Consider the following 16819-nt stretch of genomic DNA (forward strand, 5'->3'; position numbering starts at 1 on the left):
TCTGATCACTTCAATTGATGATCCGCGCCAGCAATTGTTTGGCGAGGGTTCTGTAATAGGTGCCGTGGTAGTAATACGGGCAAAACGCCCATTTGTGCTCGTTTTTTGAGACGTGTTGCACCATCTTGGCAAATACTTGTTTGGCGATGGTTCTGTAGTACGGGCTGTCATAGTGATACGGGCAATAGGCCCAGCGAGGCGCCCCCCCTGCAATCAAGCCAGCGTCCTTGCCGCCGATTCTCTCGACTGGGATCGTCGAGTTCTCCAGGCCTTCCAGCATCGGGTCAATGATTGCATTGTTGAGGTCGATGAGGTTCTCGAAGGTGCTCCCGGCGAAGCTTGCAACGGTTTCCTTGCTTTTGTACTGGCTCGCCCAGTTGGCCTGGTGCACGAAAATGTTCGGGCACAGGCTAGCCAGGCGCTCAAGGAACATGGGCAGCGCCCAGGTGCGCAATTGCTTGGCCTCCTCACTCCAGGGGGCCTGCAACTTGAACTCGATACCGCAACGCGACAGGGTTTTGAGCATGAGCGGGCTGGCCGAAACGATGGAACTTCCAAGCGTTGCGATGCCGATGCTTTCGTCAAAGAAATCGACAATGACGATGTCGGGCCGAGCTTGCTCAAGCTGTTTCCAGTGGTCTTTGGAGGCGTCCCACTGAACACGTTTAGCCTCGGCGTCTTCGGTATCGACCTTGAACCGGGCATCGAGGCAGGGCGGTGCCATGTAAGAGATGACCGACGATTGAGACATGTAAAAACACACCTCGAAGCGTTCGAGGGCTTCTTGTTGAAACGTGAACAAATTGTGCGAAGCACTTGAACCGAGAATGGCAACGCGAATCTTCCCTGCCTTCGCTTTCACGGGGTTCGGGCGCGAGGCCTTCACTTCAAGGCGAGCTCTTTGCGACAGGAGTTTGTTCAATACTTCTTGGTCGGCACCAAAGACGTTCTGTTGTTCAGCCTTGATTTGCTGACGGACCGTATTTAGCTTTTCAAGGTATTTGTGCGGCATGCCCAGCGGAGACTCTCGCAGCAGCTGGGTCAGGTATTCAAGCTGGGCAGTCTGTAGGCCGAACCGCGCAAACAGCGCCGGATCAAACCCTTTCACGCACTCGGGCGAGCTGAGTATGCGTGCGCGCGCGCCAAAGAAGTACGAATCGCTGAGCGGGTGCTTGGTATACAGATAAAGCGGTTCCGCTCTGCTCAGATGAATGTGCTCGGCGGAAATCCGATGCTGTTCCAGCGTCGAGACGACCAAGTGGTGCGCATACTGAGTAATGGAGTGCGACTTGGGGCCTGCTGTCTTGTCCACCAGGGTCAGTGCAAGTGCCAGCGTGTCGTATTCGACCGGGCGATAGCACTCATCCGAAGGCAGGAATTCGATACCGTTTTTCAGCGATATCAGCAGCACCTCCGAGATGTTGTGCTCGGAGGTGGCCTCGGCCTGGATCAGGTCGATGACGTGCTCATCAATGCAGTCGTCATCATCCATGCGCGAAGTTACCAGGACCGCCTCGTCAACGTCCTTGATCAGGCGCAGGATTTCGCGACTGACCATAGAATAGTCGCTGACCCGAAGCGTGCGCGCATTCAGGCCAGAACCACGCAGCAACGTCTCCAGTCGCGTCCGGTGCAGTGTCGGCAGTGCTTCATCAACGAAGATGATCCATTCGAAACCCTGATTGCTCTGGTTGGCCAAAGACGGGAGGGCAGTATTGCTAAAGACCTCCAGCCTGTAGGAGAGCCACAGTTCATCCTTGATGCCGATACCAAAATTGGTAAAAACGAAATGCTTCAAAGCGGGTTTCATCATCGTCTTCAATGATTCTGTATCACAGCAACTTCCCGCTCGGCCATCTTGACGCTGGCGCTTTGCTCGCGAACACGCTTGGCTGCAGCTTTGGACTTCACGACGAAGGTGCTGCCATTGAGGTACATGTCCTCGATCGCTTTCGCCAGTTGCTCGTGGCTTTCGGGCTCGACCACGTAGCCGGATTGGTTGTCGACGAACTCGGGTACTGCCGCGACGGCGGTAGTCACAGGTACCAGGCCTGACGACATGGCCTCATCACGGGATACGCCTTGGGTGTCCATGCGGCTCGGGCACAGGAAAATGCCGTAGTCCTTATGGGTTTGAGCGATCTCCGTGTGGTTGAGGAAGCCCTGCTGGATTTTCACGTTGGCGTAGCTGCGTAGCGGAGCCAGCGTTTCTTCAAACAGAGGGCCATCACCGATCAGGCAGAACTCCATGTCATTGAACCAGGGCTTGCTCGTCAGGCTCTGGATTGCCTTGACAGTCAGGTCGTTGGCGTAGGTCTTCGAGGTGTAAGGACGAATCGAGAGCACCTTCTTGCGCTGCTCGGCCGACTTTTCCCGATGGTCGAACAAGTCGGTGTTGATCGGGTTGTGAATGATCTCGTACTGAGCTTCCGGCAGGCGGAACCCGAGGTCTTCCATGACTTCTTCGGCGAAGTAGCGAGACACGAACACCAGCTTGAGGTTCGGGTGCATGGGTTGCAGCAGCCCACGCCAGAAGGTCATGCGTTTTTCGCTGGCGAGCTTGCCCAGGTGCAGTTGTTCGTCGGTCGCGAAGTTGAACTCACGACGCCACCAAGGCTGAATATCCGCGCCGTGTACCCAGACAGTGATGCGTGTGCTGTTCAGGAATGGACGCAGCACATTCCACATCTGCTCGTCGAGGAAATGCACGAGGATCGATTTGTAGCGATTCTTCTCGAGCATCTTCGTCAAGGTCGATGTGCAACCTGTGACTACATCGATGTTCTGGAACTCGTGGTAGCTCACGGTCTCATTGGGGCGCAAACGGAACACGTCTACATCGATACCGTGTTCCTGGTAGGCCGTTACCCGGGTGTGCACGAACTTGTTGCGGTACAAGTCGGAGTAGGTCGGGTAGTGATTGGTCAGCAGCAGGTGCTCGCCACGGCCCATCATTTCAGAGGGCTGCAGGTTGCGATGCCCCAGCACCAGTGCTTTCAGGTCGGTGCTGCCCGCCGCGTAGGCGCGCAGGCCAAAACGCACGAACACAGCTTCTGGCGGAACATCGGCGGTCTGGTTGCGGTTCGGATACTGCATGACGTGGCTGATGCGCTGTTTGTCGGCATCCAGGAACAGCACGACCAACTGCAGGTTCAAGCCGGGTGTGCAGTCGAGGAACAGCTTCAGGCGGCCCTCTTCGCAACCCAGTTCATCCACACGGACTTCCTGTTGGGCGTAGATGTATTCGTGCTTGCCGTCTGCGAGCTTGGAGTGCACGCGCCAGTTATCGCCGTCGACGATCAGGTCCACGAACTTGTTGCGAATGACGCCAAACATGTCGGCCAAACCGCGGCCAGTGATCTCAGGCGCATCGTGGCTGACCTGCAGCGGCGCGATCGACTGTGCCCGGGCTTGCAGCTGATCGATGGTCATGCCCAGGTTCAGCTCGAGGTCGTTGACCTTGGTGCTGACAGCCTCGTGTTGTGCCGCGCCGTTCTCGCAGTAGTTGAACGGATCAATGGCCAACCCTTGAGCATGGGTGTACTGCAGTGATTGCAGGTTCTTCAGCCAGCTGCGCAGGGGTTGGGCGGCGACGATCTCGGTTGCCACCAGCGAACGGCGGGCGGCAAGTGTTTGTGTCGGGCGGTAGGCCTGTTCGTTGGACAGCAGTTCGGCTTGCTGGCCTTTGCAGGTGAAGTGTGCAGCTTTACCAATCACCTGAGCACGGCTGTAGCGGGTTGCCAGTGCCAGGTCGAGCAGGTAGTTGGGGCCGTAGTAGTCGCCAGGCACGAAGGCGGCAACCCAAGGGGTATTGCCAACCAGCTCACCGAGAGAAGTCTTCTTCAGTTGGGCAGGCTTGAGCACCAGGATTCGCGGGTCGTCAGTCACGATGCTGCTCTGGTAGGCATCGCTGATGATGACCATGCGCACCTGGCTGTAGGTCTGACGGTTCAGGTGAGCGCGCAGCATGTCGAATTGCTGGCGATCCTGAGCCTCACAGACAACCACGATCTCCGGCAGGCGCTGGGCCTTCGAGGTGCCGGTGACTTTGCTCATCACGTATTCCAGACGCTGGGTATAGGTGTGCTCCTGCATCACTTTACGCAGGGCGGCCAGCCTCAGCTTGTCGCTGTTCAGCGGGTCTTCTGCGAGCAGTTGCAGGCGACGGAGCATCTCTTCGCCATTGTCGGTGGTTACGACCAGGTCGCCGAACAGCAGGCGCACACCGCGCGAGAAGTTGCTCACGGTCAGGGTGTTGCAGCCGAGCAGTTCGAAGACACGTCGGGCAAACATCGATTGCGACTGTTTGATCGAGTTGAGGTTGATCGCGTAGCGGTAACCTTTGTATGCCGTGTCGATTTTCTCGAAGGGCAGGGTGCCGACGATGTACGGTTGGTATTCCTCGGGGAACTGATAGTTGACATCGTTCTTGCCGAAGTTACGGTCGAAGATTTCCAGTGGGCGGAACTTCGGCAGCTCGGTGACGAAGTTGCCCAGGTCGCGGGTGCGCTCAGGGTAACGGGCGTAGTAGGCACCGGCGAAGCAGAAGGCATCCTTGCGTTCGTACAGTTCGATCGGGTTGTGCAGCGCAGGCTGACAAGCGAACGGCAGCAGGTAGACGCGGTCGTGACCGAGTGCGCCCTTGTAGCGGTGGATGCAGTCGATATCGGTGGTGAACACATGGTCGAACTGCTTGGCCGTGGTCAGGAAGGTCTCGAAGTGGACCGGGTCTTCCTTGTTCCAGAAGACGGTCGGCACTTTGTTCTGGCGGCACCAGGCGAGAATGTCTTGCAGCTCCTGGCCGTTGTGGCCAACCTTGCTGCCCCACAGGTCATCCTTGCCGCGCCAGGCGGACTCGATGAACAGCAGTTCTGGGCCGAAGCCTTCGATTTCCACTTTCCAGTTGGCTGGCGTGAGTGGCATCAGGTCGCATTCGTAGCGGTACGAGCCGAAGGTGAACTCATCCATCACGCACGCTACTTTCAGGCGGCTGACGGGCTGGTCGGCCTGGCGCAGCAGGGTAGTGCGGCTCTGCTCGCTGGTTGCCAGGGCAGCTGGCAGCTTGAGGTAGTTCTCGTCCTGCACCACAGGTGGCGGCGGCAGCAGTGCCTTGAGCGGTTCGTTGGCCAGCAGTTTCTGCTCGTTTTGCTGGCGTTGCTGGTTGGCCTTGCGGTACAGCCGCAGCAGGCGCACCGGCAACTTGACCAGGCCGCCCAGGGAGCTGGCGCTGTTCTTGATCTGGTAGCCGAGCTGGTAGGTCATGCTGGAACGCGTCTTGACCAGGCGCTGTTCAGCCAGGTGACGCTGGGTGTTGGCTCGGCCCAGGTTTTCGTTGAGCTCGTCGATCTTGCGTTGCTGAGCTGAGCTGCGTTCCAGCAGCTGATTGAGGCTGGCCTTCAACTGCGGAATCTGTTCGCCGGTGAGGGCGCGGTACTTCATGTTTGCCGCGCCAAGACCTGCCTTGGACGAGTTGAGTTCGGCTTCCAGTTGCTGACGCAGGCCCTGCCATTCTTCGTTGGTGGCGGCGAGACTGGCTTCGGCAGCTTGGCGGCTGACGCTTTCCAGCTGGAGTTGCTCTTCGAGCATGTCCTTGGCTTGATTCAGCGACGCAATGGTCTCTGCCAGCGAGGCCCGGGCTTCTTCGGACTGGGTGTTGGCGAGGGTCAGCGCCTGCAAGCGGTCTTCCAGCACGGCACGTTGTTCAACCAAAGCATTGATGGAGTTGACTTGTGCTGCATGCTCGCGCTGGCTTTGTGCCTGAACGTCGTTCATCACCTGCAACTGGACTTCCAGCTCAGTCTGACGTTTCTGCAATGCGGTAATCGTGGTCGCGTGTACGGCATTGGCCTGCTGGCTCTGAACCTGCAGTTCGTTCATGGTCTGGCGCTGATCGGCCAGCTCTGTTTCCAGTTCAGCTTGACGGGCTTTCAACAGAGCGATGGTCTCAGCCTGAGCAGCGTCGGCCCGTTGGGTTTGGGCCTGCAATTCGTTCATATACTCCAACTCGCTTTCAAGTTCGGCTTCCAGTTCCGCTTGGCGCATGCGCAGCGTAGTGATCGTGTCGTCTTTCTCGGCAATATCCTGATTGCTTTGGGTTTGCAGACGGGTCATTGCCTGAATCTGGTTTTCCAGCTCGGCTTCCAGTGCTGCCTGGTGTGCTCGCAAGGCAGTAATGTCTTCCATGTGGGCTGTATTGGCCTGATGTGTTCTCTCCTGTAGCTCGGCAGCCTCCAGCAGCTGGTTTTCCAGCTGTTCATGGCTCGACTGCAGCGCTGCAATGGTGTCGAGGTGCATTGCGTTGGCCTGATTGGCCAGGTCCTGCAGTTCGGCGGCCTGTTGCAGTTGGCTTTCGAGGTCGGCATGGCCCGACTGCAATACTGCAATGGTCTCGAGATGAGCTGCGTTGGTCTGGTTGGCCAGGTCCTGCAGTTCGAAGGCCTGTTGCAGTTGGCTTTCAAGGTCGGCATGGCCCGACTGCAATACTGCAATGGTCTCGAGATGAGCTGCGTTGGTCTGGTTGGCCTGGTCCTGCAGTTCGAAGGCCTGTTGCAGTTGGCTTTCAAGGTCGGCATGGCCCGACTGCAACGCTGCAATGGTGTCGAGGTGGGCAGCGTTGGCCAGGTCGGTCTGGCCCTGTAGCTCGGCTGCCTGCTGCAGCTGGGCTTGCAGGTCGGCATGGCCAGACTGCAATGCAGCGATGGTGTCGAGGTGGGCGGCTTCCTGCTCTTGAGCCTGAGTTTGGTACTCGCTCATGGCTTGCGCCTGGTCTTCAAGCTTGGCCTGGACTGCCGCTTGATGTGCGCGCAACGCCGTAATGGTGTCTATATGCTCGACATTGGTCTGTTGTGCCTGCGCCAACAGGTCGTTCGACTGTTGCCGTTGGTTTTCCAGCTCGGCTTCCAGTGCCGTCTGGTGGGCGCGCAAGTCGGTGATGGTGGCAACGTGGCCCTCGTTGACCTGCTGTGCCTCGGCCAGTTGTCCGGCTACCGAGCGGAACTGGTTTTCCAGGTCACTGTGCTGCTCACGAAGCGCGCTGATGCTATCGCCCAAGGCAGCGTTTTCTCGCTGGTCCTCGGCGCGCAGTGCAGACATCTGCTCGAGCTGGGCTGCGAGCGCATCGTGCTCCGCCCTCAATGTTTCGAGTCTTGCGGCCTTGTGCGCTGCCCGCTCTTCAGCGGCAGTTCGCTGCTGTGCCGTTGCCTGCAGTTGCTCTTCGATGGATTGATGCAACTGCTGCAAGGATTCCAGCGCTGCTTCCCGCTGGCTGAGTTCCGAGCTGAGCTGGCTGATGTGGCCGGCTTTTGCGTCGGTACTTTGCTGGGCTTCTTGCAACTGAGCCTGAGTGCTTTGCAGTTGCTCTTCCAAGGCCTGCTGCTGCCCTGCAGAGGTGGCCAGGTTGTCATGCAGTGCGCGATTGCTTTGAGCCAGCTGAGCGAGTTCGTCGCTTGTTTCGCTCAATTGCTTGCGCGCGTCTTCATGCTGGCTCAGCAGCGTGTCATATCGTTGCTCGGCGTCTGCAAGGCTCTGCACGCTGGCTTCTTCGAGCGCTGCAAACTGTTGCTCCAGAAGGGCGTACTGCTCCGCAGCCGTAATGCACTTCTGGTTTGCCTCGGTCAGTTGCGCTTTGACGGCGTCGAGTTCTTCGCTCAGTTGTTGAACGTTGCGAACGCTGGCTTCAAGGGACTCCCGGCTCGACTGTTCAAGCGAGGCGATATCCGCTTCACGTTCCTTGAGCTGACGGGAGAGGGCCTCGGCCTTCTGTGCTTCAGGTTTAAGCAGGGCTAGCTGCTCGGTCGCTACGCGATACTTCCTGTTGGCTTCTTCCAGCCGCTGTTTGATTTCCTCAAGCTCCTGGACCCGCTGGGCCTTGGCATCGAGGATTTCACGGTTGGATTTCTGCAGGGTTGCAATGTCCGCGTCGCGCGTTTGCAACTGCTTGGACAATGCCTCGGCCTTCTGGGCCTCAGGCTTGAGTTGGGCGATCTGCTCGGTGGCGCCGCGATACTTCTTGTTCGCCTCTTCCAGACGTTTGCTGATCGCGCCGATGTTCTCGCGCAGGGTGCGCTCGATGGACTCAAACGCCTTTTCCAGTTCACGTACGCGCTCGACCGTCAGCGAGTCGATGATGCCGGGTTTATGCGTTTCGCTTTTAACGGCGACAATGCCCAGCCACTTGCCCAGCATCTTGATCTCGATGATCTGCAAGTGCTCGGCCAGCAGCCGGAAAGGTTCCATCAGGTAGAACGTGTGCTTGTGGTCAATGAAGTCATTGACCCCGAACGGCACGGTGATCACCAGGCGGCCACCCTGCTTGAGCAGTTCGTTGGCCTTTTCGACGAACAGCTCCGGGCGGACCAGGTGTTCGAGTACTTCGCTGATGACGACGGTGTCGGGTTCGACCTCGAGCGTGTCCAGCGCGAGGAAGTCAGAATTGATATACGTGACGTTTTGCTGGATATGGGCCGGCTCGGTCGACAGGTAACCCTTGGCCTCTTCGATGGCCTGCGGGCTGGTGTCCACACCGGTGACCTGGCAGCCTTCACGTGCCAGCAGCAGGGGCACGATGCCCTGCGAGCAGCCGACATCCAGGATCCGGCGCCCTTTGACCTGGGCGCAGATCCAGTGGATGCGGGCTTGGGTTTCCCGCATGAACTGATCACCCAGCTTGCCGTAATAGGCTTCCATCACACGGTCATGAATATCGGCCAAAGGTGACGGCAGCTCATTGTTCACGGTAGGTTTCTCAAGCGTGGTGTTGTTCATGCGGACTGTTCCATCAACCCTGGGTAACGCCTGCGGCGTCGATCACGAATGCAGCATCGCGGACGGTGAAGGTGCCGCGGAATTCACGGTGCTTGACCAGCAGTACGTGAATGTCGGCGCTGTCCTGGGCGAAGTCGAATTCCACGTGCTCGTGGCGCGACAGGCGCTGCGGCAGGGCTTCGATGTTCGGCTCGACCAGTTGCAGGGTGGCTTCCAGCTCGTTGCCCAGGCGCTCGGCAATGCTCAGAGCCGGGCTTTCGCGCAGGTCGTCGATGTCGGCTTTGAAGGCCAGGCCGTAGCAGGCGATCTTGACTTGCTGGGCCGATTTGCCCGGGTTCTTGATCAGGAAGTTGGCCAGGGCCATCTTGACCTTGTCGATCACCCACTCAGGCTTGCTGTCGTTGACCACACGGGCGGTACGGATCAGGCGCGCCTGCTCTGGGGTCTGGCTGACGATGAACCATGGGTCGACGGCGATGCAGTGGCCGCCTACGCCTGGGCCAGGCTGCAGGATGTTGACGCGCGGGTGGTGGTTGGCCAGGCGGATCAGTTCCCAGACGTCGATGTCCAGCTTGTCGCAGATGATCGACAGTTCGTTGGCGAACGCGATGTTCACGTCACGGAAGCTGTTTTCGGTCAGCTTGCACATTTCGGCGGTGCGGGCGTTGGTGACGATGCACTCGCCTTCGACGAAGGTGCGGTACAGGCGTACGGCAGCGTCCGAGCACTTCTTGGTCATGCCGCCGATGATCCGGTCGTTTTCGACCAGCTCACGCAGTACGTGGCCTGGCAGGACGCGCTCAGGGCAGTGGGCGATGCGGATGTCGGAGTCTTCACCGTGGGTCTGCGGGAAGCTCAGGTCCGGGCGCGCCTGGGCCAGCCAGAAGGCCATCTGCTCAGTGGCGCCGACCGGGGAGGTCGATTCCAGAATGACCAGGTCGCCCTTTTTCAGTACTGGAGCGATGGCTTTGCTGGCGGACTCGATGTAGCTCAGGTCCGGCTCGTGGTCGTCCATGAACGGGGTCGGCACGGCGATCAGGAAGGCGTCGGCAGCTTCCGGAACGGTGGAGGCACGCAGGAAACCTTCGGTCACGGCAGCGTGAACGACCATGTCCAGCTCAGGCTCGACGATGTGGATTTCGCCGCGGTTGATGGTGTCGACCGCGTGCTGGTTGACGTCGATGCCGATGACCTGCTTCTTGCGGGCGGCGAAAACGGCGGCAGTTGGCAGGCCGATATAGCCCAGACCTACGACAGAAATCTTGTTGAAGCTCATGCTGCGTCCTTGGAGTTAGAGAATACGGAAAGGGCATCGAGGATTCGCGCGCACGCTTTTCCGTCGCCGTAGGGGTTGTGGGCCACGCTCATCTCGCGATAGGTCGCTTCATCAGTGAGCAGTTGCACCAGGTGTTGCTGGATCGAGTCGACGTCGGTGCCAACCAGTTTGACGGTGCCAGCCGCGACCGCTTCCGGGCGCTCGGTGGTGTCACGCATGACCAGTACCGGCTTGCCGAGGGCTGGGGCTTCTTCCTGGATGCCACCGGAGTCGGTGAGGATCAGGTACGAGCGGCTCATCAGGTAGACGAACGGCAGGTAGTCGAGCGGCTCGATCAGGTGGATGTTGCTGACCCCGGCCAGCAGGCGGTTCACCGGCTCGCGCACGTTGGGGTTGAGATGCACCGGGTACACCACGTCCAAATCCGGGAACTGGCGAGCGGTCTGCACCAGGGCTTGGCAGATGCGCTCGAAGCCATCGCCGAAGTTTTCGCGGCGGTGGCCGGTGACCAGCACCATGCGGCGGTTGGCGTCGAGGAAGTCGAACTGGCTTTCGAAGTGGCTCTTCAGCGCTGGGCTTTCCAGCTTGCGAACCACTTCCAGCAGCGCGTCGATCACGGTGTTGCCGGTGGTGTAGATGGTCGCGGCGTCGGTGCCTTCCTTGAGCAGGTTGTCACGCGAGGTCGAAGTCGGCGCGAAGTGCAGCGCTGCAAGCGTGCCGGTCAGGCGACGGTTGCCCTCTTCAGGCCACGGCGAATACAGGTTGTTGGTGCGCAGGCCAGCTTCGACGTGGGCGATCGGGATTTGCTGGTAGTAGGCCGCCAGGCTGGTCGCCAGGGTCGTTGCGGTGTCGCCGTGGACCAGTACCACATCCGGCTTGAACTCGGCCAGTACGGGCTTGAGCCCCTGCAGAATGGCCGTGGTCACGTCTGTCAGGTCCTGGCCTGGCTTCATGATGTTCAGGTCGTAATCGGGCGTGATCTCGAACAGCTCCAGTACCTGGTCAAGCATCTGGCGGTGCTGGCCAGTAACGCAGACACGGGACTCGAAACGGTCGTCCTGGTCAAGGTTGAGGGCCAGAGGTGCCATTTTGATGGCTTCTGGGCGGGTGCCAAATACGATGAGGGTCTTGAGGGACACGGCGACGGTCTTCTTTGTGTTGAGTGAAGGCGGTTGTTACTGGGCTAGGGCTGTGAAACTCAGGGGTTGTGCAAGTCGGCCGGGGGGGTTGGCCTGGCTGGCACCGCGTACGAGGAAGCGAGCGGTTCCAGTGGGGGGTGTGAAAAAAAATTCATCTTGCTCGGATCCTTCAAGCACAGCGGTTGTCCAATGGCCGCAAATTTATCACTTAGTCATCAGAATGACATCCCGTCTGGCACGTTTTTTTCCCCTGATTCAGGGGAAATGCTTATTGACATCGAAATATCGGATCCGATTTTTCTCGGAGCAATCAACAAAAACGATTGTTTGATGTTATTCAGGCATCATGCCAATAGAGACGATGTGGCGAGAGTTCGCGACGAGCGGGTAGGGGCCATATCCGGCAAGGCTTGTAGGAAAAGCAACAGCGTTTAGTCTGAATGAAACGCAGGTTAAACGGGAATTCACCTAAACGCCATCGTCTATCTCAACTAGTTCATGAAGTTAGCGCGAAACATGGCATTGCGCCATTATTTCTGGGGGCGTGAAGTTGGTTTTCTTGCTGTTCGATTCGGTAACGATTCGCTGGGGTGAGTGCCTGTTGCGAAATCAGGCGAACCGCTAGGGTTGATTGCGCAGCCACAGGAAAACGGCTGTTCGATTAGACCAACCCAAGGAATATTCATGATGCGTAATACCGTACTGTCCTACCTGCTGCTGCCGCTGTTCGCCAGCCTGTCCTTTACCCTCAGCGCCGCTCCCGCGACTACCACTGCGGTACCAGACCCAGTGCCAGTGGTCAGCCATGTGGCGGCGCAGCCGTTGCGGGTGGATCTGAACAAGGCTGATGCCGCTACCCTGCAAAAAGAGCTCAACGGGATTGGCAAGGCCAAGGCTGAGGCCATCGTTGCCTACCGGGAGACCCATGGTCCGTTCGCCTCGGTGGATGAGCTTTTGGAGATCAGGGGTGTCGGTAGCGCGTTGTTGGAGCGTAATCGCGACAAGGTGATGGTGGAGTAAGCGAAGGGGGGCTTGCCCTGCTTAATTGCGGGGCAAGCAAGGTGCTCCCGCCAGGGGAGGACTGGGGCTGGCAACAGTGGCTAGCGGTCCTGCGAATCCTTGGCATCCGCCTCGGCATTGCGCTCGTGCACCTTGCGCAGCTGGTCGTCGGTCAGCGGCAGTTTTTTCGCTGTATCTCGCAGCATCATCAAGCCGCCGACAATCGAGCCGAGGGCTAAGATGAGTATCAGCCAGGCATACCAGGGCATTGTCGTTCTCCTTTGATCGTCAGTGGGCGGCGCTTGTACGCATGTTGAGCAATTGCCGGATCCTTTGGTTCAATTATAGGAGCCGTGCACCGCAGGGCCAATTCCATGACCCGCGGCCCCCAAAGCCTGCGCCACTTCGTTTACAATGCGCGCCGTTTTCGACTTGCCAAGAGACCCTCACCATGTCCGCCTGCCAGACGCCCCTGATCGTCGCCCTCGATTTCCCTACCCGTGAGGCCGCTCTGAAGCTGGCTGACCAGCTCGACCCTGCGCTGTGCCGGGTAAAGGTGGGCAAGGAACTGTTCACCAGCAGTGCCTCCGGCATCGTCGAGACCCTATGTGCCAAGGGCTTCGAAGTGTTTCTCGACCTCAAGTTCCACGATATCCCCAACACCACGGCAATGGCGGTAAAGGCCGCCGCCGAGATGGGGGTGTGGATGGTCAACGTACATTGCTCCGGTGGCCTGCGCATGATGTCGGCTTGCCGTGAAGAGTTGGCCAAGCGCAGTGGCCCCCAGCCATTGCTGATTGGCGTGACCGTGCTGACCAGCATGGAACGTGAAGACCTGGCCGGTATTGGCCTGGATGTCGACCCGCAGGAGCAGGTACTGCGCCTGGCGGCGCTGGCCGAGAAGGCGGGTATGGACGGCCTGGTGTGCTCCGCGCTGGAAGCACCGGCGCTGAAGGCTGCGCACCCGCTGCTGCAACTGGTGACCCCGGGTATCCGCCCGGCCGGCAGCGCCCAGGATGATCAGCGCCGTATCCTCACTCCGCGCCAGGCACTGGATGCAGGTTCGGACTATCTGGTGATTGGCCGGCCGATCAGCCAGGCCGCAGACCCGGCGCAGGCGCTGGCTGCGGTGGTGGCGGAGATTCGAGGGTAAACACCCGCGTTGATAAAAAAGGCCAACACGCGCGTGTTGGCCTTTTTCATATACGGCTGATGCCGAGAGTGCTGGGGCTGCTGCGCAGCCCTTTCCGACCGGTCCGGCGCCCCGGCAAGGCCGCGCCTACAGGGGTTAGACCTTCAACACCAGCTTGCCAAAATTCTCCCCGCTGAACAGCTTGAGCAGCGTCTCTGGGAAGGTATCCAACCCTTCCACCACATCTTCCTTGCTCTTCACCTTGCCACTGGCCAGCCAGCCGGCGATCTCCTGCGCGGCCTTGCCATAGTCCTTGGCATGGTCGAACACCACAAAGCCTTCCATGCGCGCACGGTTCACCAGCAGCGACAGGTAGTTGGCCGGGCCTTTGACGGCTTCCTTGTTGTTGTACTGGCTGATGGCGCCACAGATGACGATGCGGGCCTTGAGGTTGATGCGGGTGAGCACGGCGTCGAGGATCTCGCCACCGACGTTGTCGAAGTAAACGTCTACGCCTTTGGGGCATTCGCGCTTGAGGCCGGCGAGCACGTCTTCGGCCTTGTAGTCGATGACACCATCGAAGCCCAGCTCGTCCTTGAGGTATTGGCATTTTTCGGCGCCGCCGGCGATGCCGATTACGTGGCAGCCTTTGAGCTTGGCGATCTGCCCGACGATGCTGCCCACCGCACCGGCGGCGCCCGAGATGACCACGGTGTCACCAGCCTTGGGCTGGCCGACTTCGAGCAGGGCGAAGTAGGCGGTCATGCCGGTCATGCCCAAGGCCGAGAGGTAGCGGGGCAGGGGCGCGAGGCTGGGGTCAATCTTGTGCAGGCCTTGTGGCTCGCCGGTGAAGTAGTCCTGTACGCCGAGCGCGCCGCTGACGTGGTCGCCGGGCTTGTAGTCGGGGTGGTTCGAGACCACCACTTCGCCGACGCCGAGGGCGCGCATTACCTGGCCGAGGCCTACTGGGGGAATGTAGGACTTGCCTTCGTTCATCCAGCCGCGCATGGCGGGGTCGAGGGACAGGTACAGGTTGTGCACCAGGACTTGGCCTTCGCCGGGCTGTTCGGCGGGCACTTGCTCGAAGCTGAAGTCGTCACGGCGCACGGCGCCGACGGGGCGTTTGGCGAGCAGGAAGCGGCGGTTGGTCTGGGTCATGTCGGGTCCTTGTGGGCAGTGGAAGGTGAAGTGCATTCAATCTACCTTGCTGATGCAACCAGGTGGGTAACATCACTGGTAAGCATGGTAGACCAACCGTTGGCCTGATGATGCTGCCCAGCTTGGCTGGGCGCTGACTATGCTTGGCTGCGATATCACAAATGGCCGCGTCAGGAGCAAACGATGAGCATGACCTTTTCCGGCCAGGTAGCCCTGGTCACCGGCGGCGCTGCGGGTATTGGCCGGGCGACGGCGTTGGCTTTTGCCCGTGAAGGCTTGAAAGTGGTGGTGGCCGATCTCGACCCGGTCGGCGGCGAAGCCACGGTGGGCCTGATCCACGATGCGGGCGGCGATGCGATGTTCATCGCCTGCGACGTGACCCGGGAGGCCGATGTGCGCCAGCTGCATGAACGGCTGATAGCCGCCTATGGCCGGCTGGACTACGCCTACAACAATGCTGGCATCGAGATCGAGCAGGGCCGTTTGGCCGAGGGTAGCGAGGCGCAGTTCGACGCCATCATGGGCGTCAACGTCAAGGGTGTGTGGCTGTGCATGAAGTACCAGCTGCCGCTGCTGGTTGCCCAGGGCGGTGGGGCGATCGTCAATACCGCATCGGTGGCAGGGTTGGGCGCGGCGCCGAAGATGAGCATCTACAGTGCGTCAAAGCACGCGGTGATCGGCTTGACCAAGTCGGCGGCAATCGAATATGCCAAGAAAGGCATCCGGGTGAACGCGGTGTGCCCGGCGGTTATCGACACCGACATGTTCCGCCGTGCGTATGAGGCGGACCCGCGCAAGGCCGAGTTCGCAGCGTCGATGCACCCGGTGGGGCGCATCGGCAAGGTCGAGGAAGTTGCAGGTGCGGTGCTGTACCTGTGTAGCGATGGCGCGGCTTTCACCACCGGGCATAGCCTGACTGTGGACGGCGGAGCGACGGCGATCTGACTTGCGGCGTGTGTGGGTGTAGGAGCGGCCTTGCGTCGCGAAAGGGGCGCGTAGCGGCCCCAGCAATCTATGCGGCGAAGCTGAGACCGCGGGGCCGCTACGCAGCCCGTTCGCGACGCAAGGCCGCTCCTACAATCAGTGGCGTACCTGCACCAGCGGCTTTTCTGGCAAAGCTGCTCGGGCAGACACCACAAGTGCCAGGCCAACCAGCACACACCCCAGCACCAGCACCCCACCAAACACCAGCAAGGCCACCCGCGCGCCCAACCGGTCGCTGAGCAACCCGGTAAAGATCACCGGCAAGCTGAACCCCAGGTACGCCAGCAAGAAGAACCCGGCACTGGCTCGGGTTTTCTCGCTGCCGGCCAGTTGGTTCACCGCCGCCAGGCCGCCCAGGTAGATAAACCCATAACACGCACTGCTGGCCGCCACGGCGCCCAGCAAGACCGCAGCCAGTTGCCCGCTGTCGGCACCCCAGGCCAGCACCGCGTAGCTGCACGGCAAAATCACCAGCCCCAGCAGTGCGGCCTTGAGGCTCGAAAGGCGACGGGCCATCGGCTGGAACAACAAGCCGCAACTGATCACACAGAAGGTCGAGAACCCTGACCACGCGCTCAGGCCATGCTGGCGCAGGATCCCCGGCAGCAGGGCGATGACTAGGCCCACGCAGGCCCAGGCCAGCAGAATGGCCAGGCCATAGGCAACGCTGCCACGCGGGTAGTACGGCAGGCGCAGCATGGCGCTGCGTTGTGCCGGGCGTGGGTCGGGCAGGCGCCACACCAGCACCAGGGCAACGACGGCCAGCAGCAGTTGCAGGTGGAAGCTGCCAGGGGTCAGGCTTGGGCCGCGCAGCAGGAACAGGCTGGTAAGCGCCGCGCCCAGGCCAAAGCCCAGCGAGGTGCTGGCGGTAACCCAGTTGGCAGCGCGGCCGCTGCCGTCGCTGCCCATCAGCTCGCTCATGTAGGCGGTGGCCGTGGCCGAGGCCAGGCCGGTGCCCAGGCCCAGGAACAGCCGCGCCAGGCCGAGGGTTTGCAGGCTGGGGGCCAGCAGCATCAGCACGGTGGCGACCATCGACAGCAGCAGCGCGGCGATTATCATCGGCCGGCGCCCGACCCGGTCGGCCAGCCCGCCCAGGGCCAGCAGCACTGGCAGCACGCCCAGCACGTAGCCGGAGAAGGCCACTGCGGTGGCGGCGGCGCCTTGCCCGGAGAGGTCGGCGTAGGTGATATAGAGCGGGGCCTGGAGGTTGACCGCCAGAGTGATCAGGCACAGGGCGAAGGCTAATCGGGTGGAGGCGCAGGGCATGGGTGGGATCCTGAAGTTTATGTATCTGCCCCGCGAAGAGGCCCTGCCCACACTGACCTTTATCCGCCGCCGCAACCAGACACACCCACCGCTCATTTATGC

Annotated in this window: 10 protein-coding genes; 3 read left to right on the plus strand and 7 right to left on the minus strand. The window is 60.3% G+C overall.

Annotated features, from left to right (window positions below; genetic code table 11):
* Positions 1-10: 10 nt before the first annotated feature.
* The 4 genes from CKW22_RS11480 to wecB are packed head-to-tail and all read right to left on the minus strand — an operon-like array spanning position 11 to position 11178.
* The gene (locus CKW22_RS11480) at positions 11-1810 is read right to left on the minus strand and encodes a glycosyltransferase (RefSeq protein ID WP_095064133.1); all 1800 of its coding nucleotides are present in this window, start codon (positions 1808-1810) and stop codon (positions 11-13) included.
* 8 nt (positions 1811-1818) lie between these two features.
* Entirely contained in the window at positions 1819-8763 is a 6945-nt protein-coding gene (locus CKW22_RS11485) for a methyltransferase domain-containing protein (protein ID WP_095064134.1), read from the minus strand.
* A 13-nt stretch (positions 8764-8776) separates the two neighbouring features.
* Positions 8777-10039 (minus strand): UDP-N-acetyl-D-mannosamine dehydrogenase, encoded by a 1263-nt coding sequence (gene wecC / locus CKW22_RS11490; RefSeq protein WP_033700671.1) that lies wholly within the window; start codon positions 10037-10039, stop codon positions 8777-8779.
* The gene (wecB, locus tag CKW22_RS11495) at positions 10036-11178 is read right to left on the minus strand and encodes a non-hydrolyzing UDP-N-acetylglucosamine 2-epimerase (RefSeq protein ID WP_095064135.1); all 1143 of its coding nucleotides are present in this window, start codon (positions 11176-11178) and stop codon (positions 10036-10038) included. Before wecB ends, wecC begins: the two co-directional genes overlap by 4 nt.
* Before the next feature lie 687 nt (positions 11179-11865).
* Here wecB and CKW22_RS11500 point away from each other — a divergent pair.
* Entirely contained in the window at positions 11866-12198 is a 333-nt protein-coding gene (locus CKW22_RS11500; protein ID WP_033701499.1) for a ComEA family DNA-binding protein, read from the plus strand.
* Between the two features lie 80 nt (positions 12199-12278).
* Here the strand turns inward: CKW22_RS11500 and CKW22_RS11505 are convergent, their stop codons facing one another.
* Positions 12279-12446 (minus strand): DUF2897 family protein, encoded by a 168-nt coding sequence (locus tag CKW22_RS11505; RefSeq protein WP_077068581.1) that lies wholly within the window; start codon positions 12444-12446, stop codon positions 12279-12281.
* A 182-nt stretch (positions 12447-12628) separates the two neighbouring features.
* On the opposite strand from CKW22_RS11505, the gene pyrF reads away from it, so the two are divergent.
* Positions 12629-13330: an orotidine-5'-phosphate decarboxylase gene (gene pyrF, locus CKW22_RS11510; protein WP_033700668.1), complete on the plus strand. Its 702-nt coding sequence runs from the start codon at positions 12629-12631 to the stop codon at positions 13328-13330.
* 135 nt (positions 13331-13465) lie between these two features.
* On the opposite strand, the gene CKW22_RS11515 is transcribed toward pyrF, so the two are convergent.
* A complete protein-coding gene (locus CKW22_RS11515) occupies positions 13466-14467 on the minus strand; it encodes an NADP-dependent oxidoreductase (RefSeq protein ID WP_047581796.1) in 1002 nt (333 codons plus the stop codon).
* 183 nt (positions 14468-14650) lie between these two features.
* On the opposite strand from CKW22_RS11515, the gene CKW22_RS11520 reads away from it, so the two are divergent.
* A complete protein-coding gene (locus tag CKW22_RS11520; RefSeq protein WP_095064136.1) occupies positions 14651-15412 on the plus strand; it encodes an SDR family oxidoreductase in 762 nt (253 codons plus the stop codon).
* A 135-nt stretch (positions 15413-15547) separates the two neighbouring features.
* Here the strand turns inward: CKW22_RS11520 and CKW22_RS11525 are convergent, their stop codons facing one another.
* Positions 15548-16717 (minus strand): MFS transporter, encoded by a 1170-nt coding sequence (locus CKW22_RS11525; protein ID WP_095064137.1) that lies wholly within the window; start codon positions 16715-16717, stop codon positions 15548-15550.
* Positions 16718-16819: the final 102 nt, after the last annotated feature.

The organism is Pseudomonas sp. Irchel s3f19, from assembly GCF_900187555.1.
GTDB lineage: Bacteria > Pseudomonadota > Gammaproteobacteria > Pseudomonadales > Pseudomonadaceae > Aquipseudomonas > Aquipseudomonas capeferrum.

Bases quoted from the DNA above. Each gene is read 5' to 3' on its own strand.
- CKW22_RS11500 (WP_033701499.1), top strand. From the start codon at position 11,866: ATGCGTAATACCGTACTGTCCTACCTGCTGCTGCCGCTGTTCGCCAGC.
- CKW22_RS11520 (WP_095064136.1), top strand. From the start codon at position 14,651: ATGAGCATGACCTTTTCCGGCCAGGTAGCCCTGGTCACCGGCGGCGCT.
- CKW22_RS11505 (WP_077068581.1), bottom strand. From the start codon at position 12,446: ATGCCCTGGTATGCCTGGCTGATACTCATCTTAGCCCTCGGCTCGATT.
- wecC (WP_033700671.1), bottom strand. From the start codon at position 10,039: ATGAGCTTCAACAAGATTTCTGTCGTAGGTCTGGGCTATATCGGCCTG.
- CKW22_RS11525 (WP_095064137.1), bottom strand. From the start codon at position 16,717: ATGCCCTGCGCCTCCACCCGATTAGCCTTCGCCCTGTGCCTGATCACT.
- CKW22_RS11515 (WP_047581796.1), bottom strand. From the start codon at position 14,467: ATGACCCAGACCAACCGCCGCTTCCTGCTCGCCAAACGCCCCGTCGGC.
- CKW22_RS11480 (WP_095064133.1), bottom strand. From the start codon at position 1,810: ATGAAACCCGCTTTGAAGCATTTCGTTTTTACCAATTTTGGTATCGGC.
- pyrF (WP_033700668.1), top strand. From the start codon at position 12,629: ATGTCCGCCTGCCAGACGCCCCTGATCGTCGCCCTCGATTTCCCTACC.
- CKW22_RS11485 (WP_095064134.1), bottom strand. From the start codon at position 8,763: ATGAACAACACCACGCTTGAGAAACCTACCGTGAACAATGAGCTGCCG.